The sequence below is a fragment of the Streptomyces sp. NPDC006235 genome, assembly GCF_040613735.1.
GTDB lineage: Bacteria > Actinomycetota > Actinomycetes > Streptomycetales > Streptomycetaceae > Streptomyces.
Genome location: NZ_JBEXSR010000010.1, coordinates 188,802 through 210,031, shown reverse-complemented (window position 1 = coordinate 210,031; position 21,230 = coordinate 188,802). Strand labels below are relative to the sequence as shown.

Genomic DNA, 21,230 nt, shown 5'->3' with positions numbered 1-21,230 from the left:
CCAGGGCACACCGGTGCGGAACTTGAACACGATGCCCTCAAGAACCTGGCGGTGATCACGCCATCTGCCCCGGGCACGACCCGCAGGCGGCAGCAAAGGCTCGATCACCGTCCACGCAGCGTCAGATATCTCCCCATCCCTCACGACCGACCCAACGATCAGATGATCGGAAAGACACTGCCTAGACCCTTGGGTGTCCGAGGCCGACTCGGCCTCGGACACCTACCAGGTCCCCACCGCGGACACCTACCAGGTCCTCATCAGCCCACAGGTCAGCGCTTCGGCGCCCGCGCGCCCGGCGCCGGCGCCTGCCCGGCGGCCTTCCGCTCCGCGTCCAGGGCCCGTCCGGCTTCCCGCAAGGTACTGAGGACGGCAGTCACCTCGCGGACGGACCGCTCGGGAATCACCGACCCGATCCGTAGCTCCAGCTCTTCCTCGAAGACCTTCAGCGCCCCGTCCACCAGTTTCCGCCCCTCGGGCGTCAACTCGACGACCGAGGAACGGCGGTCGTTCGGATTGGCCCGCCGCTCACACAGGCCCGCCGCCTCCAGACGGTCGACCACCTTGCTCGTGCCGCCCACGGTGATCGAGAACTCTTCCGCGATGTCCTGGATCCGCCGCCCGGGCCGACGCGACAGCAGGTGCAGCACCTCGAACGAGGTCAGCGGCAGGTCGTACTCGGCCCGCAGCCGCCCCTCGATGCCGTTCCACAGCTCGATCTCCAGCGAGACCAGCTCCCGGTACAGCTGCTTCAGGTCAGCGTCCACCATCACTCATCTTCCGAAGAACTATCTTCCACAGATGATTAATTGTAGGACACCGCTACCCGGGATCGATCAGGTGGCCCGGGCTCGCCACCGCGCAGCACGAGCGTCCGCACCGGGACTACTCCGTGCCGTCCGCCGGCAGGCGCTCGGGCAGTCCGAGCCGCGGGAACCGGTCGTCGTGGAAGGTGACGATCTCGGTGATCGCCCCGCCGGTGACGCGCAGGACGTCGATCGTCAGCGGCAGGTACGCGCCCTCCCGGTCCTGCCAGAGGTAGAAGGCGACGGCGGGCTGCCGGTTCACGGAGGTGGGGACGGCGCGCAGGCCCGTCATGCCCTCGAAGCCGGCTTCGATCCAGTCGTTCACCACCGCGTCGCGGCCGACGTGCAGGCCCGGAGTGGGCGGCATCGAGCAGCGGACGTCGTCACGCAGCATCGAGGCGAGCGCCGGGATGTCCGTGGCCACGCTGGCTTCGGTGAAGCGGCGCACCAGCTCGCGCGTCCCGGCATCCTGTTCGCCGCCGGTCCAGTCCTGCCGCTCGGCGGGCAGGTGCTCCCGCATCCCGGCGCGGGCCCGCTGCAACGCGCTGTTCACGGAGTTGACCGAGTCCCCGAGGAGCTCCGCGACGTTCCTCGCCGGCCAGCCGAGCACGTCCCGAAGGATCAACACGGCCCGCGGGCGCGGCGCGAGGTGCTGGACGGCGACCAGGTACGCCAGCTCGATCGTCTCCCGCGCGACGGCGACGGCCTCCGGTTCGTCCGCGTCACCCGCGGGCAGCTCGTCGAGCAGCCGGTCCGGGTAGGGCTGCAGCCACAGCACCTCGCCGCCGGTCGCGGGCTCCGGGCGGCACTTGGCGAGCAGGTCCAGGCAGGCGTTGGTGGCGATGCCGTACAGCCAGGCCCGGAACGTCGACCGTCCCTCGAAGGTCTCCCGCCGCCGCCAGGCATGGAGGAACGTCTCCTGCACCGTGTCCTCGGCGTCCTCGAACGACCCGAGCATCCGGTAGCAGTGCACGTGCAGTTCCCGTCGGTGCCGCTCCGCCAGCCCCGAGAACGCCGGCTCGTCGATCTCGCCCAGCCCGCTCACGCCCAGCTCCTCCAGTCGCGTGTCCGCACTCATCACGTCATCCTTCCGCCTCGTCGTCTCCCGTCGTAGGTGTGACGGGCGTGGGCGCGAAAACTCATCACTCGCTCACGCGGGCCCTGCCCGTGCCCGGAACTGTGGCTTCCACCACGGCGGATGTTGTCATGTCCTGGTGAGATCGCCGGATGCTCGGTTTCCTCCTGCGCCTCCTGCCGTTCTGGGTCCGCGAGCCGCTGCTCATCGCGGTCGGGTCCGTTTTCGGCGTACGCATCATGTATCTCGCCGTCCGCGATCAGGACCGGGTCGCGGCCGGTATCGGCGTGGCGTTCCTCGTGTTCACCGTCATACGCCTCTACGCGGTGGTCCGGGCCCTGCGCGCACGCCGGAACCCGGTTCCGGCAGCCTCCGCAGACAGGGCGACGGTCGATGCGGCCGCTCAAGCCCACGCCCCAGCCCCAGCCCCAGCTCCGGCCCCGGCCCCGGCCTCGGCTCAAGTTCAAGCCCACGCCCATGCCCAGGTCGGAACTGGGACACGTCCCGGCCCGGGCACTCCGGAGAAGGAGCCCAACGCATGGGGCCAGGCCGTCGCGGCCGTGGCCGTGTTCGGGGCGCTCGCGGCCGCGGTGTGGTGGGGCCCGCGCGTACTGCCGGCCGACGACAGCACCCCGCAGCCCGCCTCGTGTTCGGTCGGGGAGGACGAGGAACTGCCGAAGGCCTACAAGCAGACGCCCAAGCCCGTGACCGGTGAAGAGCTGTGCAAGGCGCTCAACCGGCCGGACCTGGCCAAGCTTCTCGGAACGCCCGGAGAGACCGCGACCACCGCTTCCGGCACCAGCAACACCGCTCCCCTGACGGACGGGAAGGTCGCCCAGCCGGAGGCCGAGGTCGCGTTCGGCACGTACACCGTGAACGTCTCGGCCACTTACAACAAGTTGTCGACCGGCCAGTACGTGAAGCTGATGAAGTTCGGTAACGAGACGGACGTCAAGACGCTCTCCGTTCTCGGGCGGCCCGCGGTCTTCTCCTCGGATCACACCATGAAGTTCGAGATCGATCTCGGGAGTGGCGGATCCGGCGGGCCGGTCGAAGAAGGCCCCCTGGCCAGGACGCTGTCCGTGGCCCTCGACCGTGATGACCGCGGCGGCTACTACGAGATCACCGTGTGGAGCACGTCCGGAGCCCTCCCGAACGACAGCGCTCTCCTCGACATCGCCGAGAAGGTTCTTCCGACGATCTCCTGACGGGCTGTCCGGTAGGTCGGCAGGTCATTCGACTACGCCATGACCCTGGTCAGGGTCAGTCCGGGTCAGTCCGGATCCTCCGCCGCAGGCTCAGCCTCCGGCAGCGCCGGATAGTCGGTCGGGTAGAGACCGGCCGCGAAGCCGTACACCACATCGCCTCCGCGCGGCAGTTGCGCGTAGTCGTTGGCGAGCTCCAGGACCCGCGCCCAGAACTCCCGAGCCTGCTCCCGGGGGATCCGCACGTGCCGCACGATCGACGAGAGTTGATCTGCCTGGTGTGCGGGGGCCGACTCGGCGGCGGCCGTGGCGAGATCGTTGTTGCAGTACGGCGCGGTGGGGCCGTCGGTCAGGCTGACCGTGCCGACGCGGAAGATGCGCGCGGTGCGGCCGTAGTAGCGCTCGTCGATGGCCCGCACCCGGCGGGTCCGCACGACCCTCAGCAGCTGCGCGTCCACGAGGACGCTCACGTGGTGCGCGACCGTGCTCTTGGGGCGGCCGAGCGCGGAGGCCAGTTCGCTCACCGTCGCGGCGCGTTCGAGGAGCAGCTCGAGGATGGCGTCGCGCAACGGACTGGCGAGGGCGCGGAGTTGGGCCGGGGCTGTCACATCTGCGATGTCGGCGAGGTCGTAGTCGGGGCGGCTATTGTTCGGCACTCTTCGATTGTTCTAAAGTTCCGGATCATTCGCTACCTGCCGGCAAGGGGTTTGGGCATGACAGAGGTCGTACTGTTCCATCACGTGCAGGGCCTGACCCCCGGAGTTGCCGCGTTCGCCGACGAACTCCGCGCGGCCGGCCACACCGTGCACACACCTGACCTGTTCGAGGGGCGCACTTTCGGTTCCCTCGAGGATGGTCAGGGCTACGTGGAGCAGGTCGGGTTCGGCGAGATCACCGAGCGCGGCGTCCGCGCGGCCGAACTGCTGCCGCAGGACGCCGTTTACGTCGGTTTCTCGCTCGGTGTGCTGCCCGCCCAGAAACTGGCGCAGACGCGGGCGGGCGCGCGGGGCGCCCTCCTGCTCCACGCCTGCATCCCCGTGTCGGAGTTCGGCGCGGCATGGCCTGACGGTGTGCCGGTGCAGGTGCATGGGAAGGAAGCCGATCCGTTCTTCGCCGAGGACATCGACGCCGCCCGCGCGCTCGTCGCCGACTGCGCCGACGCGGAGATGATCCTGTATCCCGGCGACGAGCACCTGTTCGTGGACAGTTCACTGCCGTCCCACGACCCGGACGCCGCCAAGCTCCTGACCCGGCGGGCGATCGAGTTCCTCGACTCGGGGTGCCTCCACTCCCCCGGCAGCGGCCCGGGCTCCTCGTCGTAGACGAGAAAGTTGATCTTGGCCGGCTCCCACTCGCTCGACCCTGCGGTGATGGTCAGGCGACTGTTGCAGGGCGACGCCCTCGGGCTCTCCTGTACCTACTGCGGCTTCGTGGCGATCTGGATCAGGTTGCCGCAGCTGTCGTCGAAGACGGCGGTGGTGACGGGGCCCATCTCCAGGGGCTCCTGGGTGAAGCGGACTCCGAGACCGCGCAGGCGCTGGTACTCCGCCTTCACGTCGTCGACGGCGAACTGGGCGAGCGGGATGCCCTCCTCGACGAGTGCGTCGCGGAAGGTCTTGACGGCAGGGTGGCCCGCCGGCTCCAGAAGGAGTTCGGTGCCGTCGGGCTCCTCGGGTGAGACGACGGTCAGCCACCGGTCCTTCTCGCCCACCGGGACGTCGTGCTTCTTCACGAAGCCGAGGATCTCGGTGTAGAAGCGCTCGGCCTTGGCCTGGTCGTCGACGAAAACGCTGGTCAAGTGGATCTTCATGGGGTGCTCTTCTCCGGTCCGGATGTATCGGCCACAGGCCATCGCTCGGCGATCTGCCGCAGCGGGGCCGTGTTCAGCTCGTGGAACTTGTAGCGGCCCTCCCGCCGGGTCTCGACGAGCCCGGCCGCCTCCAGCACGGCGAGGTGCTGGGAGACCGCCTGGCGCGAGATGCCGAACTGGTGCTTCATGCTCAGCCGGGAGCAGATCTCGAACAGCGTCTGCCCTGACTTCTCCGTGAGCTCGTCGAGGATCGTGCGGCGGGTGGGGTCGGCCAAAGCTTTGAAAAGGTCATCGGCCACGACCCCACAATAGGCAAGTGTTCACTTGCATATCAACTCGACCTGCACGTGTCGTCCCACGGGCCATGTTCTGTCGACGCTCTCCGCGGCGGTTCCCCTGCTGGTAAGACATCCGCCGTCCGCGACGCCGCCGACGGCCGGCTCGACGACGCCACCGCCATGTGCCGGACTGGCACGGCCGCCCGCACGAAACAGCGGCCGGGCCGACCGTAGGGTCGAGCGGCCGGTGTGACTCAGTGGGTGATGTCCATGCGCTGCGTGCCGATGACCGACAGCAGCCGCAGTGCCTCTTCGGAGGACGAGCCCGGGGCCGCTGTGTAGATCACGACCTGCTGGTCGCGGTCGGTGATGTCGAGGACGTCGCAGTTGACGGTGACCGGCCCGACCAGCGGGTGCCGGAAGGTCTTGCGCAGGGTGGGCTCGGCGGACACGTCGTGGGACTCCCACAGGCGGGTGAACTCTTCGCTTCCGTCGAGGAGTTCGGCCACCAGCTCGGCCACGTCCGCGTCGTCGGGGTAGCGGGCGGCTGCGGCGCGCAGCCGCTGCGTCGATCTGCGGGCGAACGCGTCCGCGTCCGACACTCCGTACAGCCGCTGCCCGTGCGTGTGGGGCCCGAGAAAGACACGGCGGACAAAGTTGCGGTCGCGTCGCGGCAGGGCGGAGAAGTCCTCCATCAGGACTGCCGCCAGATCGTTCCAGGCGAGCACCTCGAAGGTCGCGGACGTCACGGTCGCCGCGGCCTGCGGCAGCCGGTGCAGCAGGTCCAGGATGCTCTGTCGTACTTCGCGCGGCGGCCCGGCCGACGGGAGCGGCGGGGCACCGGCGAGGTGGTGGAGATGGTCACGCTCGGCGTCGGACAGGCGCAGGGCCCGTGCCAGTCCGGCCAGCACCTCGTACGACGGGCGCGGTGCCCGTGCCTGCTCCAGCCGCGTGTAGTACTCGGTCGAGATGAACGCCAGCTGCGCCACCTCCTCGCGCCGCAGGCCCGGAGTGCGGCGGCGCGGGCCGGCGGGCAGCCCGACCTCGCCAGGAGCGATCCGCTCCCGCCGGCTGCGCAGGAAGTGCGCCATTCCTTTCCGATCCACCCGCCCAGTGTGTACGGACGTCGGCCGGCCCAGCCAGGTACCGCTGGTGCCTGGCTGGGCTTCGCGGACGGGCGCAGGCTCGCTGCCATGGACAACACACCTGCAACTCATCCGTCCACCGCCCCTGCCGCCCTGGGGCTGCTGGCCGGCAAGGTCGCCTTCATCACCGGCGCCGGACGCGGTATCGGAGCCGCCGCGGCTCGGCTCTTCGCCCGCGAGGGCGCACGGGTGCTTCTCGCGGCCCGCACGCAGGCCCAGCTGAAGGCAGTGGCCGAGGAGATCCGGGCGGCTGGCGGCACCGCGGCGTACGTGGTGTGCGACCTGGCCGACGCGGGAAGCGTGCGCGCCGCCGTGGATCACGCCGTGAACCTGTACGGCCGGCTCGACATCGCCTTCAACAACGGCGCGACGATCCAGCAGCCCGGCCCGATGGACCGGATGCCGGAGGCCGACTTCGACCGCGTCTACGACGTGAACCTCAAGGGCGTCTGGCTGGCCATGGTCGCCGAGGTCGCCGCCATCCGAGCCACCGCCGGCACGGGCGCCATCGTCAACAACTCCTCCGTCGGCAGCCTGATGGGCAACCCCGAGCTGCCCGCCTACGGTGCGATGAAACGGGCGGTCAACAGCCTCACCGAGTCGGCCGCCGTCACGTACGGCCCGGAAGGCATCCGCGTCAACGCCATCGCCCCCGGCCAGACGCCGACCGAGATGATCCGCACGTGGGAAGAGGGATCACCCGGTCTGCGCGAGCGCCTCACGGCGCGCACTCCGCTGCGCCGCGCGGCCGACCCGCAGGAGATCGCGCAGGCCGCCGCCTGGCTCCTCAGCGACCGCTCCTCCTATGTGACGGGCACGGTCCTGCGGGTCGACGGCGGCGCGCGGGCCTGATCAGGGGACGCCTTCCCCGCGGGGAGCACATCAACTGCCGCACCGCATCTCCCGTTCGAGGAAGGCGCGGAAGGTGTGCGGGGGCCGGCCGGTGACGCGCTGGACGGTGTCGGTGACGCGGTCCTCCGCCCCGGCGGCGATGGCACGGTCCAGGCCGGCCAGCAGTGCGGCGAACTCCTCCGGGACCTCCGCCGTGAGGCGATCGCGCATCTGCTCGCCGGACAGACGCCGGTGGACCACGGACCGGCCGGTGACCTGAGTGATGATCGCCGCGATGTCGTCGTGGCTGAGTGCCTCGGGTCCGGTGAGGACGAGATCGGTGTCGGGGGCCTGCTCGTCGGTCAGCGCGCGGACGGCGACGGCCGCGATGTCCTCGGCGTCGACGAAGCCGACCCGGCCGCCCTCGGTGGCGGTCCGGATGATGCCGTCGTCGCGAATGCTGCGGGCGTGCGCATGCGTGCCGGTGAAGTTCTGCATGAACCACGAGGGCCGCAGTACCGCCCACTGTTCGAACAGATCGGGCAGGGCCCGGTGCACCGTTCCCACCGCCGGGCCGCCCTCGGGGATGGCCGAGGAGCTCAGCAGCACCGCACGGCGTACGCCGGTGGCGCGGGCCCGGTGGAGGAACGGCAGCATGATCGCCGCGGGGTCGGAGTCGCCCAGGGGCGGTATGAGGTAGACCCGGTCGACGCCGTCGAGGGCGGCAGCGTGGGTGGCGGGGTCGTACCAGTCGAAGCGGACCGGCTCCGCGCCGGCGACCGGGACGGCCCGGCGGCCGGCGGCTTTGACGCGGTGGCCGGCGGTCGTCAGTTGTGCGGTGGTGCGGCTTCCGGTGGTGCCGGTGGCCCCGATGACCAAAGTGGTGCCGGCGGTGGTCATCCGCGGCTCCCGGCGAAGTCGGTGCCGGGCTCGAGGACGGCGAGGGGGTTCCAGTAGTCGCGGTACGAGGTGATGCGCCCGTTCCGGAGGGTCACGACGGCGATGTAGGTCATGTCGAACGGAGCTCCGGTCTCCACCAGGCGTCCGACGCCGCGCATCTCGACCACGATGGTCTGCGGATCGGTGGTCTGGTGGATCCGCAGGGCGGGGAAGTCGTGCAGGTCGATGTGGTCGGGGTAGTGGCGCATGTAGCCGGCGACGGCCTCCTTGCCCTCCAGGCGCCGGGGCCGGCCCTCGGGGGCGAAGGGAAACTCCATCACGCCGTCCTCGGCCCACAGGCCGACCCAGCCGTCGATGTCCTTGTCCAGCAGCAGCCGCAGACCGTGGCGGTAGAGATCCGCCGGGGACGTCAGCTCGGGCATGGGTATCCTCCCTCTCATAGAATCCGGACCTTGGGTCCGTTTTTACGATACGGACCGGCGGTCCGTTTTTTCAAGATACGGACCGGCGGTCCGCTTTTCAAGTGGAGGAGCAGCATGCCCGAGCGCAAGTCCCGCAAGGACGCCGTCCGCAATCGGGAGGCCGTACTCGCGGCCGCCGACGCCCTCTTCGCCCGCTGCGAACGTCCCGAGGACGTCACCATGGCCGATGTCGCGGCAGCGGCCGGGGTCGGCAAGGGCACGCTCTTCCGGGCCTTCGGCGATCGGGCCGGGCTGCTGCGCGCGCTGTACGAGGCCCGGCTCGAACCCATCCGGGAGGCCGCCGAAGCCGGGCCGCCGCCACTGGGGCCCGGCACCCCACCGCAGCAGCGCGTGCCCGCCCTGCTCGATGCCGTCCTGTGCTTCAAACTCGACAATCGTCGCCTCGCGCTGGCCCTGGAGGACAGCGGGAGCGGCAGCCCGTACCAGGCGGAGCACTACGCACGGTGGCACCGCCTGCTCCGAGCCGCACTGGAAGAGGTCCCCGGCCTCACCGACAGCGACTTCACCGCTCACGCCCTGCTCGCCGCGACCCGAGCCGACCTCGTCGAGCACCTGGCGGGACAGGAGCGCGTGCCGCGGGAGACAGCGCGGGCGCAGTTGGCCAACTTCACCGCCAGAGTCCTGGCCTCCGGGCCGGTCCGGGGATCGAGCGCCGAGGACTGACCGAGGCCCCGGAGGACATCGGCTGTGAGGACGAGCCCGTCCGCCCTCGGCGCAAGCCAGGTCTGCGGTGGTTACTCCTGGTACTGCGTGAGGTCGATGCCGTACACCGCGAGGTCGTGGCCGTGGACCGGGTCCTGTGCGGTGACTTCCGCCTGCATGCCGAGTTTGCCCAGGACGTTCAAAGAGGCCCTGTCGCCCGCCCGGCATACGGCGACCACGCGGTCGAGGCCGCGGTCCTGCAGTGCGAACTCCAGGGTGGCGTGCGCCGCTTCGGAGGCGTACCCCTGCCCCCAGAGGACCCGCCCGAGCCGCCAGCCGATCGCCACTTGGCCGGCGACCTCGGCCGGCGTGTCGGGCACGTACAGGCCGACGGCGCCCGCCAACTCGCCCGAGCCCAGGAGCTCGACCGCGAACATCCCGAATCCTTCCTCGTCCCACTCCTCTTCCCACGCCTCGATGTCCTGGGCGGTCTGTTCCACAGAGCGCGGCCTGCCGTCGCCGACATTCCGCATCGCCACCGGATCCGCCTGGATCTCGGACAGGGGGACGAGGTCGTCGTCGAGCCAGCGGCGCAGGAGGAGACGGGGTGTGCGGATCTCGGTCATCGTCCCATCCTGCCGATACGGCGGTGGGAGCGCGAACCGGGGAGCCGGATCGCGGCGGTTCATGCCGATGATCCTGCAAGCGCCCGCCCAAGCGGCTGAACCCGATGCACCGAGGCGTTGGCGTACAGGGACGGGCTACCGTTCCCGGCCCGTACGCCCTTGGAAGTACGTCCGCCCTTGTGCCGAAATGGCGGGCCGCAGCCCCTCCACGACGCCGGCCACCTGACCCGGTGCCGCCGCTCCGACTCCCCCTGGCCCGCGGCCGCGTGCTCGTCGCCGGTGACGCCGCCGCTCTCGTCGACCACTGGTATCGGGAAGGCATCTCCTACGCACTGTGCTCAGGAGACCTGGCGGGTCATGCCGCCGCCCGTCTCGTCGCGTCCGCCGACGACGCGGAGGCCGGCGCCGTCGCCGACCGCTACGGGCGCGAGGTCGATGACGTCCTCGGCACCGAAATGCGGGCCGGCGGCACGCTGATGAACCTCTTCGCCCGCAACCCCGGCCTCGTCCACACCGCCCTGACCCGCCTGCCTCCGGCCTGGCGCCGTCTCGACGCCTACACAGCCGGCCGCACCACCGCCGCGGGGATCATGACCACGCCCCTGGCTCGCGGCGCCACGGCCCTGGCCGTCCGGCTTCCCCGCCAGGGCCGCGAGCACGCCCGCCTGTGAACCGCTCCGCCGCTGTCACGCCTCACAGGTCGGCGGCGTCCACCACGTCGCCCAGGTCGACGAACTTGAAGCCGGTCGCGGTGCGTGTGCCGCCCTCGCCGTCGGGGACGCCGGGGGTCTCGTGGCCGTCCTGGACGACCAGCAGGCCGTTCGGGTAGCGGCTGCCGAGCGGGGCGTTCAGGACGGCGGCGCCGTCGCACTCCTGCGCCCCGTCGAGGGTCGCCGAGGCCGCTCCGACACGGAAGCCGCCCTCGTACTCGTTGCCCTCGCTCACCTCGCGGTCGTACAGGGCGAAGGTGTCGTCGCCCTGGCTGGAGGCGAACAGGTAACCGTCGCCGTCGGACTCCTGCAGCAGGGTCAGGCCTTCGACGTCGGCGGACAGCCGGTCACCGCCGTAGCCGGGGTCGGCCCCCGCCGCGCACTCCTCGGTCTCCTCGTCGTAGACGCCGGGCACGCCGTACTCACGGACCTTCTCCACGAGGACCGGCTTGCCGGTGAGGTCGGCGCGGATCCGCCAGATGCCGACGTCCTCCTGGCCGGCGTAGAGCGTGCCCGTGGCGGGGTCCACCACCATGCCCTCGACCTGCGGGAGCTCGCCGGGCTCCGCGCAAGGCGACCAGGTGGTGCCGTTGGGGAGGCGGAAGGAGGCGGGCAGGTCGAGTGTGCGGACCTGCTGGTAGGTGACGGTCCCGCTCGCGGTCGGCTTCAGCTCGACCAGTGCGAGGCGGGTCCGCTCCCGCCGACTGACCAGGGCGTAGGAACGCCCGGTGGACTTGTCCTGCCAGGTGGCGAGGCCGTAAGCGGTGCGCTGGTCGTTGATCTCGGCCTGGTCGGTGGAGAAGACCGGGGCGGTCACCGGGTCGGTGATGTCGGTCAGCGGGCCGCCGGGCTTCGACGGGTCGATGCGGTAGATCCGCAGCCGGTCGTTTCCGCGGTCGCTGACCACGGCGACGTCGGCCCGGCCGGTGGAGGTGCGCAGACCGGTGACGAGGTCGACGTTGTTGTACCGGCCCGGGGCGTCGTCCTCGGCGGGCGGGCGGGGCGCGGGCAGCGACTGCACCAGGCGGGCGCCCAGGTCGTACACCCGCAGGCCGCCTTCTTTGGCGGTGGCGATGACGAGGCTGCGGTCGGGGTCGGCCGTATTGCGCCAGATCGCCGGGTCGTCCGCGTCGGAGTTGCCGCCCGCCTCGTCGTCGTGGAGGGCGGGGGTCTCGCTGACGGGCGTGACCGTCGGCAGTGCCCCGTCGTCGGCCCCGGCCGGGGCGGGGGCCAGGAGGGCGAGCACGGCGGTGCCCAGGACGAGGGCGGCGGTTCTGCGGTGCGTTCTCACAACCACTTCCTTGGTCGATGTCGAGGACATGCCGATCGTGCGGGGAGAACTTTGCGCGCAGGAGACTGTGATCTGTACACGTGCTCGCAGGAAAGACGATTGCCCGCCAACTGCCGTTCAGCTCACGCCGTACCCTGACGCCATGCGCATGCGCCCCACTCTGAGCTGGACGCCCACCGAGGACCTGCCGCCGGGCAGCACGGATCCGGAGCCGGTCGCCGATGCGCTGAGCACCGGCGGTGTGCTGGTGCTCAGCGGTGCGGGCATCTCCACGGAGTCGGGCATTCCCGACTACCGGGGCGAGGGCGGGAGCCTCAGCCGGCACACGCCGATGACCTACCAGGACTTCACCGGCAGTGCCCGGGCCCGGCGCCGGTACTGGGCGCGCAGTCATCTGGGCTGGCGCACCTTCGGCCGCGCCCGCCCCAACGCCGGGCACCGGGCCGTGGCCGCGTTCGGACGGCACGGCCTGCTCTCTGGGGTGATCACGCAGAACGTCGACGGCCTGCACCAGGCCGCCGGCAGCGAGGACGTGGTGGAACTCCACGGAAGCCTGGCCCGGGTCGTCTGCCTCGCCTGTGGCGCCTTCAGCCCGCGCCGCGAACTCGCCGAAAGGCTGGAGGAGGCCAATCCGGGCTTCGCGCCCGTGGCCGCCGGAATCAACCCGGACGGTGACGCCGACCTCACCGACGCGCAGGTCGCGGACTTCCGCGTGGTGCCCTGCGCGAGCTGCGGCGGCATCCTCAAACCGGACGTGGTGTTCTTCGGCGAGAACGTTCCGCCCCGACGGGTCGAGCACTGCCGCGACCTGGTCCGTGAGTCGGCCTCGCTGCTGGTCCTCGGCTCCTCGCTGACGGTGATGTCCGGGCTCCGCTTCGTCCGGCAGGCGGCTCAGGACGGGAAGCCGGTGCTGATCGTCAACCGGGAGCCGACCAGGGGCGACCGGCACGCCTTCACCCGGGTCTCGCTCCCGCTGGGAGCGGCGCTCACCACCGTGGCGGAGCGGCTGGGTATCACCGTCGACTCACAGGCGGCGACGCGAAGGTGACAGCAGCCGTCTGATCCCGCCCCGCGAAGCGCATGGCGAGGAACGCCCCGAGGTACAGGGCTGCGACGACCAGGAGCAGGGCCTGGTAGCCCGTCACCAGGGCGAGGTACTCGATCGCGCCCCCGGTCATCGCGCCGAGCAGGTTCGCGCCGAACGCGGAGGTCGGGTCCGGGGCGAGGGCGAGGCGGTCGGAGAAGATGAGGTTGGCGCAGAAGATCGGGGTGAAGGCCAGGGCGATGGCGGCGGCGAGCCGGGCGGCGAAGGGCAGCGACAGCACCGCGTCCACGGGGACGAGCCAGACCACCGCGAGGGAGCCGAAGAGCAGCAGTTGCAGCAGCAGTTGGTTGACCTTCCGCAGCCTGCGCCGGACCTCCACCGCCGCGAGGACGGCGACCAGGACGCCGAAGAAGACGAGGGCGTTGACCAGCCAGGTCGTGCCGAAGTAGAGGGCGAAGCCGATCACGTTCTTCGTTTCGAGCAGCAGGAAGGCCGCGCCGAGCAGGAACATGTCGGTGTAGCGGAGCGTGCTGCGGATGCGGACCCCGGTCAGGCGCACCGACAGGAGCGTCACCAGCAGGATCGCGCCCAACGCTCCCAGGTAGAGCGTGGGGATGCTCCGGTGCAGCAGGTACGGGAAGGGGTGGTCGTCGCTCGCGGCCGCCGGGACCGCGCCGCTGGGCTGCCAGGTCTTCGCGCAGGACTGGTCGGCGGGTGTCATCCCGGCCACCAGCACGGCGGCGTTCCTCTTGAACGTCGTCATGCAGGGGGCGTGACCGTAGACGTCGTCGAGGCTCCCAGCGAAGCGGTCGACCAGCCAGCTCTCGCGGTAGTAGTTGTACATGGCGAACGCGCCGTCCGGCGCCAGGTGTTCGCGTGCGGCCTCGAAGGCCTGCCGGGTGAACAGGTAGCTCTCCAGGCGCAGGTTGCTCGCACCGGCGACGAGCGTGAGCGAGTCGGGCAGGGCCAGGACGATCAGGTCGTACTTCGTCTTGGTCCGCTCCAGGAAGGCGCGCCCGTCGTCGATGTGCACGTGCACCCTCGGGTCGTCGTAGGGCCTCGCGGGGTGCAGGTCCGAGCCGATCTCCTGGAGCCGGGGATCGATCTCGACCGCGTCCACGCGCTGGGCTCCGTACGCGAGTGCGACCGCGACGTCGTTGCCGTTTCCGGCGCCGATGATCAGCACGCGCTTGTGCGGGTTGCGGGGTGTCTGGTCGTACGCCTGGCGGTACGGCGAGTCCTTCCGCATCAGCACCTCCAGCGGGGCGGTGCTCTGGTGGGGGACGCCGTTGGCGGAGATGTACCAGGTCCGGGTGGTGGTCGGCGAGGGTTCGAGTTCGATCTTGTAGTAGGGCGACCAGGAGATGCCGCTCGTCGTCGTCTCCAGGAACAGCGCGGCGACCATCGCCGTGAGGGGAATGCCGTACAGCAGGGTGTTGCGCCGCCCTCCGAGGACCAGCAGGGCCGCGGCGGCGAGTACGCCCCACGCGACCGACGGAGCGCGCAGCCAGGACAGCACGGCGAAGGACAGCGAGCCGGTGATGCTGCCGAGCAGGTCGTAACGGTAGGCGTCGAGGGACGGAAGCAGGCGGAAGAGATCGGCCGTGATCTTTCCGATCCCCGCCATGATCACCGCGGTCAGCAGGAAGATGGCCGGCAGCGTCACCCACTCGGGGAGGCCGGTGGTCTTCACGGCGGTGAAGTAGAGGACCTCGCTGCTGCTCTGGCGCACCTGCACCGGGTATTCACGCACCAGGATGACCAGCAGCGCGAGGGGAACGGGTGTCCAGCGCTTGAGCCACTGTCCGCGCTCGGCGGGGATCAGGAAGCCGATGCCGATCCCGAGGAACGATCCCAGCAGGATGAAGTTCGAGAAGTAGCTCAGGTGGACGACGTTGGCGCCCGCCCATCTGATCAGCGCCAGCTCGACGAAGAGCATGGTGGTGCTGGCCAGCACGAGCCTCCAGCGCACCGATCGCACTGTTTGCCCTGACTCGGTACGCTTCATGGTCATTTACGGTGCCATCCCTGGTGCGGTGAGTCGAGGTGCCGTGCCGGGCCGTGTGTCACTCCCGCGCCCCCACCGGGCCCGCCAGCATGGCGACGGTCGCGGAGAACAGCCACGGCAGCCGTTGCGCGACGGGCACCAGCGCTGCGCGCAGCGGGGGCTTGCGGGTGGCGCCGAGGAGTGCGTGCGTCAGCCAGCGGTAGCGCCGGGTGAGCCGCCGCCACTCCCGCTCGTAGGCCGCCGGGTCACCGCTGGTGATGGCCCGCACCGCGGCGGGTGCCTGCGCGAGGGCCAACGCGATGCCCTCGCCGGTGAGCGCGTCGACGTACCCGGCGGCGTCACCCACGAGGAGGATCCGGCCGGCGGTGCGCGCGCTCGCGATCTGGCGGAGCGGGCCTGCTCCCCGTACCGGTCCTGCGGGGCCGGCCCCGGCCAGCCGCTCCCGCAACTCGGGAAAGGCGGCGAGGTGCTCGTCGAACGGCCGGCGGACGGTGGTGAGCACCGCGACGCCCACGAGGTCGTCGGCCACGGGGGTCACGTAGGCCTCCGCTTCGCGGGCCCAGTGCACCTCGACGTGGTCGCTCCAGGGGGCGAGCGCGTAGTGGCGCCGCAGCCCGTGCCGCGGAGGGGAGCGGCGCGGCCGGTTCAGCCCGAGGGCGCGGCGGATCGGCGAGTGCAGGCCGTCCGCGGCCACGAGGTGGCCGGCGCGGATGCCGTCGACCATCACCCCGTCCTGGTCCTGCTCGACGTGACGCGCGGTGCGCTGGTCGACGCGTACGCCCGCTGCCAGCACCGCCTCGCGCAGCAGCGCGTGCAGCGTCGTACGACGCACTCCGCGCCCCGTGCCCGCTCCGAAGCCGGCGTCGACCCGGCGGGGTCCGGCGACGTAGCGGATGCCCCGCAGGTCGTGCCCCGGCGGGTGCACGCCCAGCGCGCTCAACGCGGCGACGGCGCCCGGCATCAGGCCCTCGCCGCATGCCTTGTCGACGACACCCGCTCGTTGCTCCCAGACGGTGACGTCGAGCCCCGCGCGGGCCGCGTGCAAGGCCGTGGCCAGGCCCGCGGGCCCCCCGCCGACGACGAGCAGATCCATGCGCGCCTCCTCAGGCCAGCCGTGCCAGGGCGGCGTCCTCGGCGCGGACGCGGGTGGCGAGCAGCAGCCCGTTGAGGGCGGTGAAGACCACCGCCGTGATCCAGGCCGAGTGCACGAGCGGAAGCGCGAGCCCCTCTACGGCGACGGCGACGTAGTTCGGGTGCGGGATCCAGCGGTACGGTCCGCCGGTCACGCGCGCGGCGCCGGGTACGACGATCACCCGGGTGTTCCACTGCCGCCCCAGCGTGGCGATGCACCACCAGCGCAGGCCCTGCGCGAGCGCGACGAGGGCGAGCATCGACCAGGCCAGGACCGGTACGACGTCCGGCCGGCGCAGCCACACCTCCACGAGCGCGCCGACGAGCAGGCCGGTGTGCAGCACGACCATGAACGGGTAGTGCCCCCGCCCGGACTCCACGCCGCCCCGCGCGAGGCTCCAGGCGGCGTTGCGGTGGGAGACGGCCAGCTCGGCGACCCGCTCCAGGCCGACGGCCAGCACCAGGAGGGTGAACCAGGCCTCGCTGCTCACCGTCCACCACCCGGGGCGCGGAGGAGCACGAGTTCGGAGCAGAACCCCGGGCCCATGGCGAGCATGAGGCCGTAGGAGCCGGGCGGTGGCGGTCGGTCGGCGAGCGTGTCCGCCAGAACGTGCAGCACCGAGGCGGAGGACAGATTGCCGATCCGGCGCAGCGACTCCCAGGTCACGCCCAGCGCGTCCCGCTCGACGCCGAGGGCGTCCTGCAACGCCTCGAGGACCTTGGGGCCGCCGGGGTGCGCGACGTACCAGTCGAGGTCACGGCCGGTCAGCCCGTGGTCGGCGAGGAAGCCGCGGACGTCGTCGCCGACGTGCCGGCGCACCAGGTCGGGGACCGCGGAGTCGAGGACGACTCTGAATCCGCCGGAGCCGACGTCCCAGCCCATCATGCGTTCCGAGTCGGGGTAGAGGCGGCTGCGCGAGGCGAGTACTTCGGGAGCGGCGGGGTCGTCGTTCTGTGCGAGAGGGTGCTCGCGCCCGACGGCGACCACGGCGGCGGCGCCGTCCCCGAACAGGCCGCTCGCCACGGCGTTGGCGACCGAGGTGTCGTCGCGCTGGAGCGTGAGCGAGCACAACTCGACCGACATCAGCACCGCGACGGCGTCGGGGCGGCCGCGCAGCAGGTCGTTCAGGCGGGCGATGCCGGCCGCGCCGGCGACGCAGCCGAGGCCGACGAGGGGCAGGCGCACCACGTCGGGGCGCAGTCCGATCTCCGCCGCGACGCGGGCCTCCAGGGAGGGCACGGCCAGGCCGGTCACCGTGCAGGAGACGATGAAGTCGACGTCGGCCGGTGTGAGGCCGACGCTCTTGAGCGCGTCGACCACCGCGCGCCCGCCGAGTTCGACGCCGGCCCGGATGAAGACGTCGTTCGACTGGCCGAAGTCCTCGATCCGGCCGTACTCCTCCAGCGGCAGCACGGTGTGCCTGGTCTCGACGCACACGTTGCGGTGGAGCCGCTCGACGACGCCGCGATCGACCGTCTGCCCGACCAGGGTGGTGGTGAAGGACTCGGTGATCTTCTCCTGCCGGTGGCAGTGCTCGGGCAGGGTGCCGCGGACGCTGAGGACGCGCATGGTCATGCTGGCTCCTGGGACGGGACGGTGGGGCGCGACGGGCACCCGGCCGTAGCCGGGCGCGAGCTCGACCGTGACGGTGAGCGCAGGGGCTGGGGCGGGACCACCGGGGCGGTCGTGGCGCGGGGCGGGCCGGTGCCGGCCGGAGCGGTGTCTGCCGGTGCCATCAGGCGACCGTCAGCAGCACGACGTCGAGCAGGGCGATGGTCACCGCGGCCCGGAAGTGGGTGCGCCCGCGGCCGAACCAGGTGAGCCCCGCGAGGACGGTGACCAGTGCCAGGGCCGTCCACGCCCACGCCGGAGGGGATCCGGCGGGGCCGATCACGGCGAGCACCGAGGCGGCGGTGAGCAGCGCGGCGGCCAGGGCGCGCGAGGGGCGTTCACCGATCCGGTGCGGCAGGCCGCGGACTCCGGTCGCCTCGTCGTCGGCCAGGTCGGGCAGCACGTTGAGCAGATGCGCGCCGACGCCGAGCGCGGCGCCGGCCGCGGTCATCCACCAGGGCGCCCAGTGAGGGGGCGAGCCGGCGAGGGTGACGACCGAGGGCAGCATCCCGAAGCCGCAGGTGTACGGCACCCACGACCAGAAGGTCGCCTTGAGACCGACGTTGTAGGCGTGGCCCGCGCCGGTGGCCAGGACGGCGTTGACCAGTGCGCTGCGCCAGCCGGCGAGCACGGACAGGACGAGGGAGGCGACAGCGGCCACGACGAGGGCGCGTACCACCCAGCCGACCGGGAGCGAACCGACGGCCAGCGGCTTGTCGGTGCGGCCCACGGCGCGATCGCGCGAGAGGTCGAGCAGGTCGTTGCCCCAGCCGATCGTGAGCTGGCCGGTGAACACCGCCGCGGTGACGGCGGCGGCGTCCATCGGGCGCAGGCCGCCGCGGAGCGCCAGCAGGCCCGTGCCGGCGGTGACGGCCAGAGCGGGCCCGCCGTGGGCGGCGGCGAGCAGCGCGAGCGCGCGCGGCGGTCCGGGGCGGGCGGGAGCCGTGCCGGCGGTCACGGGCATCGCCCCACCGCGTCCTGCGCCCGGCAGATCGCATCACCGTGGGCACGGGCCACCGTGCCCAGGTGCAGCACGGTGCCCTCGCCGCACCCCTCGGCTCTGTTTCCGGTCGCCCGGGACCACGGCCCGCCGCCACCGGTGATCACGTTGCGCATGCAGCATCGCTCCCACGTTGCCCGCCCGCTCACACCGGGTGGTCCGGCATCCGGTGGAACGGCACGGTCTGGACGTTCGGCGATCTCTGCGGCCTCCTGACCCGGCTCGGCACAGGCACGGCCGAGCAGGGTATGGGGTCAGCCGTTCTTGCGCCGGTCGAACCAGATCGTGGCCGCCGTCGCCGCGAGACCGGCCCAGAACAGCACCTGCGGGACCGTGCGGTCCGTCCACGGGATCTGGGTGATCAGCAGGGCGCAGACCATGGCCCAGGACGCCTGGGCCAGGACGATCCGGGGCCAGGTACGGCGACGCAGCAGCGAGCGCAGATTGACCCGGACGCCCGCGCGCAGCCGCCGGTACCTCAGCAGGGCGCCCAGGATCCAGACGACGGTCATGGGGACGAGGTCCCAGAGCCGCTGGCCCAGCGGCAGCGGCAGCTCCCGCTGGGTCTCGCCCTGCGTCGCGAACAGGTCGATGCCCACGCCGGCGAGTGCCAGGCAGAGCAGGGCCAGCCAGCGGATGCCGCGCAGCAGACGGTAGGAGGCATCGTCGAGGCCGCTGCGCATCGGCGCGGAGCCGGGGGCGGCGGCCAGCGCGTCGGCGTACAGGGTGGCGGCCTGCGCCGCCTTGACGCCGGGGGCGGTCGCCGCCTTCTTCGTCCGCCGGGCCAGGGCCTGCTCGTGCTGCGGATCGAGCCGGAGGATGGCTTCGTCCAGTTGGTCGGCGACGGTGCGGTTGCCCGCCATGTCGGCGATCAGCCACGCCACCTCGTAGGCGAACACCTCCTCCGGCCCCAGCCGGATGGCTTCCCGGGCGAGTTCGCCGGCCTCCCGCAGGGCGGCGTCCTGGTCCTCGCGCCTGACCTGGCCGCCGTTGGCCTGTCCGGAGCGGATCGCCTTGATGCGCCAGAGCCAGTGGGCGAGCAGCGCGTAGCCGTACCAGTGGCCGGGGGCGAGGCGGATGACCTCGCGCAGCACGCCCTCGGTCTCCAGGAAGCGGCCCGCCGCACGCAGGGCGTGCGCGTGCATGACGAGCGCCCCGGTGTCCGAGGAGTCCAGCGCCAGCGCGCGCTCCGTCGCCTCCAGGGCCTTCGGCCCGTCCTGCTCGTCCCCGAGATGGCTGCGGGCGAGTTTGACCCAGGCCCGGACGTCGTCGGGGTCCTCCGCGAGCCGCCGTGCCAGCAGTTCGCGGGCCTCCTCGTACCGCTTCAGGTCGATGAGCAGGTCGGCCCGCTCCACGGCGGGGTGCACGGTCGCGGTCACAGCTTGCGCCTCTTCTTCAGGTACGCCACCAAGTCGTCGTACATGCCGCCCTCGTTGGCGAACATCGCCACGTTCCGCGCGGAGGCGAACCACGGATCGGCGGACGGGACGACCTCCTTCGCGGCGGCCAGCAGGTCCTTCATGCCGATCATCCGGACCGTCCCGGTGCGCGCCGAGTCCAGCAGCGCCCGCTCGGCCGCCGCCTCGCAGACATGGGCCAGGTCCGCGCCCGACAGGCCGTCCGTGGCCTTGACCAGCTTGCCCAGGTCGACGTTCTCGATGGGCCTCTCCCGCAAGTGGTAGCGGAGGATCGCCTCCCGGGCCGGCCCGTCGGGCGGCAGGACCAAGATCGTCCGGTCCAGCCGGCCGGGACGGCGCAGGGCGTTGTCCACGTCCCAGGGCACGTTCGTGGCGGCCAGCACGAACACGCCCTCGTTCGCCGCCGAGTCGATGCCGTCCAGCTCGGTGAGCAGCTGGTTGACCGTGTTGCGCATTCCGCTGTGCGCGGTGCGGCTGCGCTTGGCGCCGAGCGCGTCCAGCTCGTCCAGGAAGACCACGCAGGGCGCCTGGCGCCGGGCGGTCTGGAAGACCTCGTGCATGTTGCGTTCGGAGTTGCCGATCCACATGTCGAGCACGTCGTTGACCGACACCGACAGGAACGCGGCGCCGAGTTCCCCGGCGACCGCGCGGGCGATGAACGTCTTCCCGCAGCCGGGCGGCCCGTACAGCAACAGCCCGCCGCGCAGGCTCTTGCCGTAGAGCTTGCGCAGCTCGGGGTTGCGCAGCGGCGCGAGGAACGCGGCCTCCAGGCGGTCCTTGACCTCCTGCATCCCGCCGACGTCGGCCAGCCGCACCGCACCGGGCGTCTCCACGTCCCACGCGTCGGCGTCGCCGGGATCGTCCTGTCCGTCCGCGCGGACCGGCGCCTCGACGAACCGCGGCGGCACCACGTCCCCGACCTGTTCCTCGGCGGCCCGCCAGTCGAACCCCGGCCGCTGAGCCGGGGGTTGGGACGGCGCGGGGGCCGGCGCGCCCATCGCCCGGGCTATCAGGTCACGGGCCTGAACGTCGCCCGGCGCGTGCTGAAGGGCCACGGCCGCCTCGGCTACGGCGGCCTCCGACCGGCCCGCCTCCAGCAGGAGCTGGGCCAGATGCAACCGCAGGGGTACATCGGCGGGAGCGGCGGAGACGGCGGTACGCAGACTCTGTATCAGAGGGGAGTCATCCGGCATGATCCAAGCCTAGGTCAGCCGG

The 21,230-nt window shown here is 71.7% G+C and carries 24 protein-coding genes; 6 read left to right on the top strand and 18 right to left on the bottom strand.

Annotated features, from left to right (window positions below):
• From ABZ192_RS15580 to ABZ192_RS15570, 3 genes are all read right to left on the bottom strand, one after another.
• On the bottom strand, positions 1-144 hold a 144-nt coding region (locus tag ABZ192_RS15580), incomplete at its 3' end, for a transposase (protein ID WP_356925043.1).
• 128 nt (positions 145-272) lie between these two features.
• Complete coding sequence (locus ABZ192_RS15575; RefSeq protein WP_356925034.1) at positions 273-770, bottom strand: MarR family transcriptional regulator; 498 nt, start codon at positions 768-770, stop codon at positions 273-275.
• A gap of 115 nt (positions 771-885) precedes the next feature.
• Complete coding sequence (locus ABZ192_RS15570; protein WP_356925033.1) at positions 886-1,884, bottom strand: RNA polymerase subunit sigma-70; 999 nt, start codon at positions 1,882-1,884, stop codon at positions 886-888.
• Between the two features lie 149 nt (positions 1,885-2,033).
• Between ABZ192_RS15570 and ABZ192_RS15565 the strand changes: the two genes are divergently transcribed.
• Positions 2,034-3,089: a DUF6215 domain-containing protein gene (locus ABZ192_RS15565; protein WP_356925032.1), complete on the top strand. Its 1,056-nt coding sequence runs from the start codon at positions 2,034-2,036 to the stop codon at positions 3,087-3,089.
• A 65-nt stretch (positions 3,090-3,154) separates the two neighbouring features.
• On the opposite strand, the gene ABZ192_RS15560 is transcribed toward ABZ192_RS15565, so the two are convergent.
• Positions 3,155-3,742: a winged helix-turn-helix domain-containing protein gene (locus tag ABZ192_RS15560; protein WP_356925031.1), complete on the bottom strand. Its 588-nt coding sequence runs from the start codon at positions 3,740-3,742 to the stop codon at positions 3,155-3,157.
• Between the two features lie 57 nt (positions 3,743-3,799).
• Between ABZ192_RS15560 and ABZ192_RS15555 the strand changes: the two genes are divergently transcribed.
• Entirely contained in the window at positions 3,800-4,408 is a 609-nt protein-coding gene (locus tag ABZ192_RS15555) for a dienelactone hydrolase family protein (protein WP_356925030.1), read from the top strand.
• 95 nt (positions 4,409-4,503) lie between these two features.
• Here ABZ192_RS15555 and ABZ192_RS15550 read toward each other — a convergent pair whose 3' ends face one another.
• From ABZ192_RS15550 to ABZ192_RS15540, 3 genes are all read right to left on the bottom strand, one after another.
• Positions 4,504-4,896 (bottom strand): VOC family protein, encoded by a 393-nt coding sequence (locus tag ABZ192_RS15550; protein WP_356925029.1) that lies wholly within the window; start codon positions 4,894-4,896, stop codon positions 4,504-4,506.
• Positions 4,893-5,195 carry a metalloregulator ArsR/SmtB family transcription factor gene (locus ABZ192_RS15545; RefSeq protein WP_356925028.1) on the bottom strand — a complete coding sequence of 101 codons (303 nt, stop codon included), beginning with the start codon at positions 5,193-5,195 and terminating at the stop codon, positions 4,893-4,895. The genes ABZ192_RS15550 and ABZ192_RS15545 overlap by 4 nt, the downstream gene beginning before the upstream one ends.
• 233 nt (positions 5,196-5,428) lie before the next feature.
• Positions 5,429-6,280, bottom strand: coding sequence for a helix-turn-helix transcriptional regulator (locus ABZ192_RS15540; RefSeq protein ID WP_356925027.1), 852 nt, complete (start codon positions 6,278-6,280; stop codon positions 5,429-5,431).
• Between the two features lie 87 nt (positions 6,281-6,367).
• Between ABZ192_RS15540 and ABZ192_RS15535 the strand changes: the two genes are divergently transcribed.
• The gene (locus tag ABZ192_RS15535; RefSeq protein WP_356925026.1) at positions 6,368-7,171 is read left to right on the top strand and encodes a glucose 1-dehydrogenase; all 804 of its coding nucleotides are present in this window, start codon (positions 6,368-6,370) and stop codon (positions 7,169-7,171) included.
• Positions 7,172-7,201: 30 nt separating this feature from the next.
• Here ABZ192_RS15535 and ABZ192_RS15530 read toward each other — a convergent pair whose 3' ends face one another.
• Together ABZ192_RS15530 and ABZ192_RS15525 are read right to left on the bottom strand one after the other, a co-directional pair.
• Entirely contained in the window at positions 7,202-8,050 is an 849-nt protein-coding gene (locus ABZ192_RS15530) for an NmrA family NAD(P)-binding protein (RefSeq protein WP_356925025.1), read from the bottom strand.
• A complete protein-coding gene (locus ABZ192_RS15525) occupies positions 8,047-8,472 on the bottom strand; it encodes a nuclear transport factor 2 family protein (RefSeq protein WP_356925024.1) in 426 nt (141 codons plus the stop codon). The genes ABZ192_RS15530 and ABZ192_RS15525 overlap by 4 nt, the downstream gene beginning before the upstream one ends.
• Positions 8,473-8,586: 114 nt before the next feature.
• On the opposite strand from ABZ192_RS15525, the gene ABZ192_RS15520 reads away from it, so the two are divergent.
• Positions 8,587-9,195 carry a TetR family transcriptional regulator gene (locus ABZ192_RS15520; RefSeq protein WP_356925023.1) on the top strand — a complete coding sequence of 203 codons (609 nt, stop codon included), beginning with the start codon at positions 8,587-8,589 and terminating at the stop codon, positions 9,193-9,195.
• A gap of 71 nt (positions 9,196-9,266) precedes the next feature.
• Here ABZ192_RS15520 and ABZ192_RS15515 read toward each other — a convergent pair whose 3' ends face one another.
• Positions 9,267-9,800, bottom strand: coding sequence for a GNAT family N-acetyltransferase (locus ABZ192_RS15515; protein ID WP_356925022.1), 534 nt, complete (start codon positions 9,798-9,800; stop codon positions 9,267-9,269).
• A gap of 230 nt (positions 9,801-10,030) precedes the next feature.
• Here ABZ192_RS15515 and ABZ192_RS15510 point away from each other — a divergent pair, with 230 nt between their 5' ends.
• Positions 10,031-10,471, top strand: coding sequence for a hypothetical protein (locus ABZ192_RS15510; RefSeq protein WP_356925021.1), 441 nt, complete (start codon positions 10,031-10,033; stop codon positions 10,469-10,471).
• A gap of 22 nt (positions 10,472-10,493) precedes the next feature.
• On the opposite strand, the gene ABZ192_RS15505 is transcribed toward ABZ192_RS15510, so the two are convergent.
• The gene (locus tag ABZ192_RS15505; RefSeq protein ID WP_356925020.1) at positions 10,494-11,831 is read right to left on the bottom strand and encodes a phytase; all 1,338 of its coding nucleotides are present in this window, start codon (positions 11,829-11,831) and stop codon (positions 10,494-10,496) included.
• Between the two features lie 112 nt (positions 11,832-11,943).
• On the opposite strand from ABZ192_RS15505, the gene ABZ192_RS15500 reads away from it, so the two are divergent.
• The gene (locus ABZ192_RS15500; RefSeq protein WP_356925019.1) at positions 11,944-12,849 is read left to right on the top strand and encodes an NAD-dependent protein deacetylase; all 906 of its coding nucleotides are present in this window, start codon (positions 11,944-11,946) and stop codon (positions 12,847-12,849) included.
• Here the strand turns inward: ABZ192_RS15500 and ABZ192_RS15495 are convergent.
• The 7 genes from ABZ192_RS15495 to ABZ192_RS15465 form a co-directional block, all read right to left on the bottom strand.
• Positions 12,815-14,818, bottom strand: coding sequence for a spermidine synthase (locus ABZ192_RS15495; RefSeq protein ID WP_356925018.1), 2,004 nt, complete (start codon positions 14,816-14,818; stop codon positions 12,815-12,817). The two genes, ABZ192_RS15500 and ABZ192_RS15495, sit on opposite strands and share 35 nt — an antisense overlap.
• Positions 14,819-14,912: 94 nt before the next feature.
• Positions 14,913-15,947 carry an NAD(P)/FAD-dependent oxidoreductase gene (locus tag ABZ192_RS15490; RefSeq protein WP_356925017.1) on the bottom strand — a complete coding sequence of 345 codons (1,035 nt, stop codon included), beginning with the start codon at positions 15,945-15,947 and terminating at the stop codon, positions 14,913-14,915.
• Positions 15,948-15,957: 10 nt separating this feature from the next.
• Positions 15,958-16,476 carry an isoprenylcysteine carboxylmethyltransferase family protein gene (locus tag ABZ192_RS15485; protein WP_356925016.1) on the bottom strand — a complete coding sequence of 173 codons (519 nt, stop codon included), beginning with the start codon at positions 16,474-16,476 and terminating at the stop codon, positions 15,958-15,960.
• The gene (locus ABZ192_RS15480) at positions 16,473-17,561 is read right to left on the bottom strand and encodes a 3-oxoacyl-[acyl-carrier-protein] synthase III C-terminal domain-containing protein (protein ID WP_356925015.1); all 1,089 of its coding nucleotides are present in this window, start codon (positions 17,559-17,561) and stop codon (positions 16,473-16,475) included. Before ABZ192_RS15480 ends, ABZ192_RS15485 begins: the two co-directional genes overlap by 4 nt.
• Before the next feature lie 160 nt (positions 17,562-17,721).
• Positions 17,722-18,561, bottom strand: a complete 840-nt coding sequence (locus ABZ192_RS15475) for a UbiA family prenyltransferase (RefSeq protein ID WP_356925014.1) — start codon at positions 18,559-18,561, stop codon at positions 17,722-17,724.
• 290 nt (positions 18,562-18,851) lie between these two features.
• Positions 18,852-19,976, bottom strand: coding sequence for a tetratricopeptide repeat protein (locus ABZ192_RS15470; RefSeq protein ID WP_356925013.1), 1,125 nt, complete (start codon positions 19,974-19,976; stop codon positions 18,852-18,854).
• Positions 19,973-21,208: an ATP-binding protein gene (locus tag ABZ192_RS15465; protein WP_356925012.1), complete on the bottom strand. Its 1,236-nt coding sequence runs from the start codon at positions 21,206-21,208 to the stop codon at positions 19,973-19,975. Before ABZ192_RS15465 ends, ABZ192_RS15470 begins: the two co-directional genes overlap by 4 nt.
• Positions 21,209-21,230: the final 22 nt, after the last annotated feature.

Excerpts from the sequence above, each read along its gene's own strand:
- ABZ192_RS15575 (WP_356925034.1), bottom strand. The coding sequence starts at position 770 with ATGGTGGACGCTGACCTGAAGCAGCTGTACCGGGAGCTGGTCTCGCTG.
- ABZ192_RS15570 (WP_356925033.1), bottom strand. The coding sequence starts at position 1,884 with ATGAGTGCGGACACGCGACTGGAGGAGCTGGGCGTGAGCGGGCTGGGC.
- ABZ192_RS15565 (WP_356925032.1), top strand. The coding sequence starts at position 2,034 with ATGCTCGGTTTCCTCCTGCGCCTCCTGCCGTTCTGGGTCCGCGAGCCG.
- ABZ192_RS15555 (WP_356925030.1), top strand. The coding sequence starts at position 3,800 with ATGACAGAGGTCGTACTGTTCCATCACGTGCAGGGCCTGACCCCCGGA.
- ABZ192_RS15550 (WP_356925029.1), bottom strand. The coding sequence starts at position 4,896 with ATGAAGATCCACTTGACCAGCGTTTTCGTCGACGACCAGGCCAAGGCC.
- ABZ192_RS15535 (WP_356925026.1), top strand. The coding sequence starts at position 6,368 with ATGGACAACACACCTGCAACTCATCCGTCCACCGCCCCTGCCGCCCTG.
- ABZ192_RS15530 (WP_356925025.1), bottom strand. The coding sequence starts at position 8,050 with ATGACCACCGCCGGCACCACTTTGGTCATCGGGGCCACCGGCACCACC.
- ABZ192_RS15525 (WP_356925024.1), bottom strand. The coding sequence starts at position 8,472 with ATGCCCGAGCTGACGTCCCCGGCGGATCTCTACCGCCACGGTCTGCGG.
- ABZ192_RS15520 (WP_356925023.1), top strand. The coding sequence starts at position 8,587 with ATGCCCGAGCGCAAGTCCCGCAAGGACGCCGTCCGCAATCGGGAGGCC.
- ABZ192_RS15515 (WP_356925022.1), bottom strand. The coding sequence starts at position 9,800 with ATGACCGAGATCCGCACACCCCGTCTCCTCCTGCGCCGCTGGCTCGAC.
- ABZ192_RS15505 (WP_356925020.1), bottom strand. The coding sequence starts at position 11,831 with ATGTCCTCGACATCGACCAAGGAAGTGGTTGTGAGAACGCACCGCAGA.
- ABZ192_RS15500 (WP_356925019.1), top strand. The coding sequence starts at position 11,944 with ATGCGCATGCGCCCCACTCTGAGCTGGACGCCCACCGAGGACCTGCCG.
- ABZ192_RS15490 (WP_356925017.1), bottom strand. The coding sequence starts at position 15,947 with ATGGATCTGCTCGTCGTCGGCGGGGGGCCCGCGGGCCTGGCCACGGCC.
- ABZ192_RS15480 (WP_356925015.1), bottom strand. The coding sequence starts at position 17,561 with ATGACCATGCGCGTCCTCAGCGTCCGCGGCACCCTGCCCGAGCACTGC.
- ABZ192_RS15475 (WP_356925014.1), bottom strand. The coding sequence starts at position 18,561 with ATGCCCGTGACCGCCGGCACGGCTCCCGCCCGCCCCGGACCGCCGCGC.
- ABZ192_RS15465 (WP_356925012.1), bottom strand. The coding sequence starts at position 21,208 with ATGCCGGATGACTCCCCTCTGATACAGAGTCTGCGTACCGCCGTCTCC.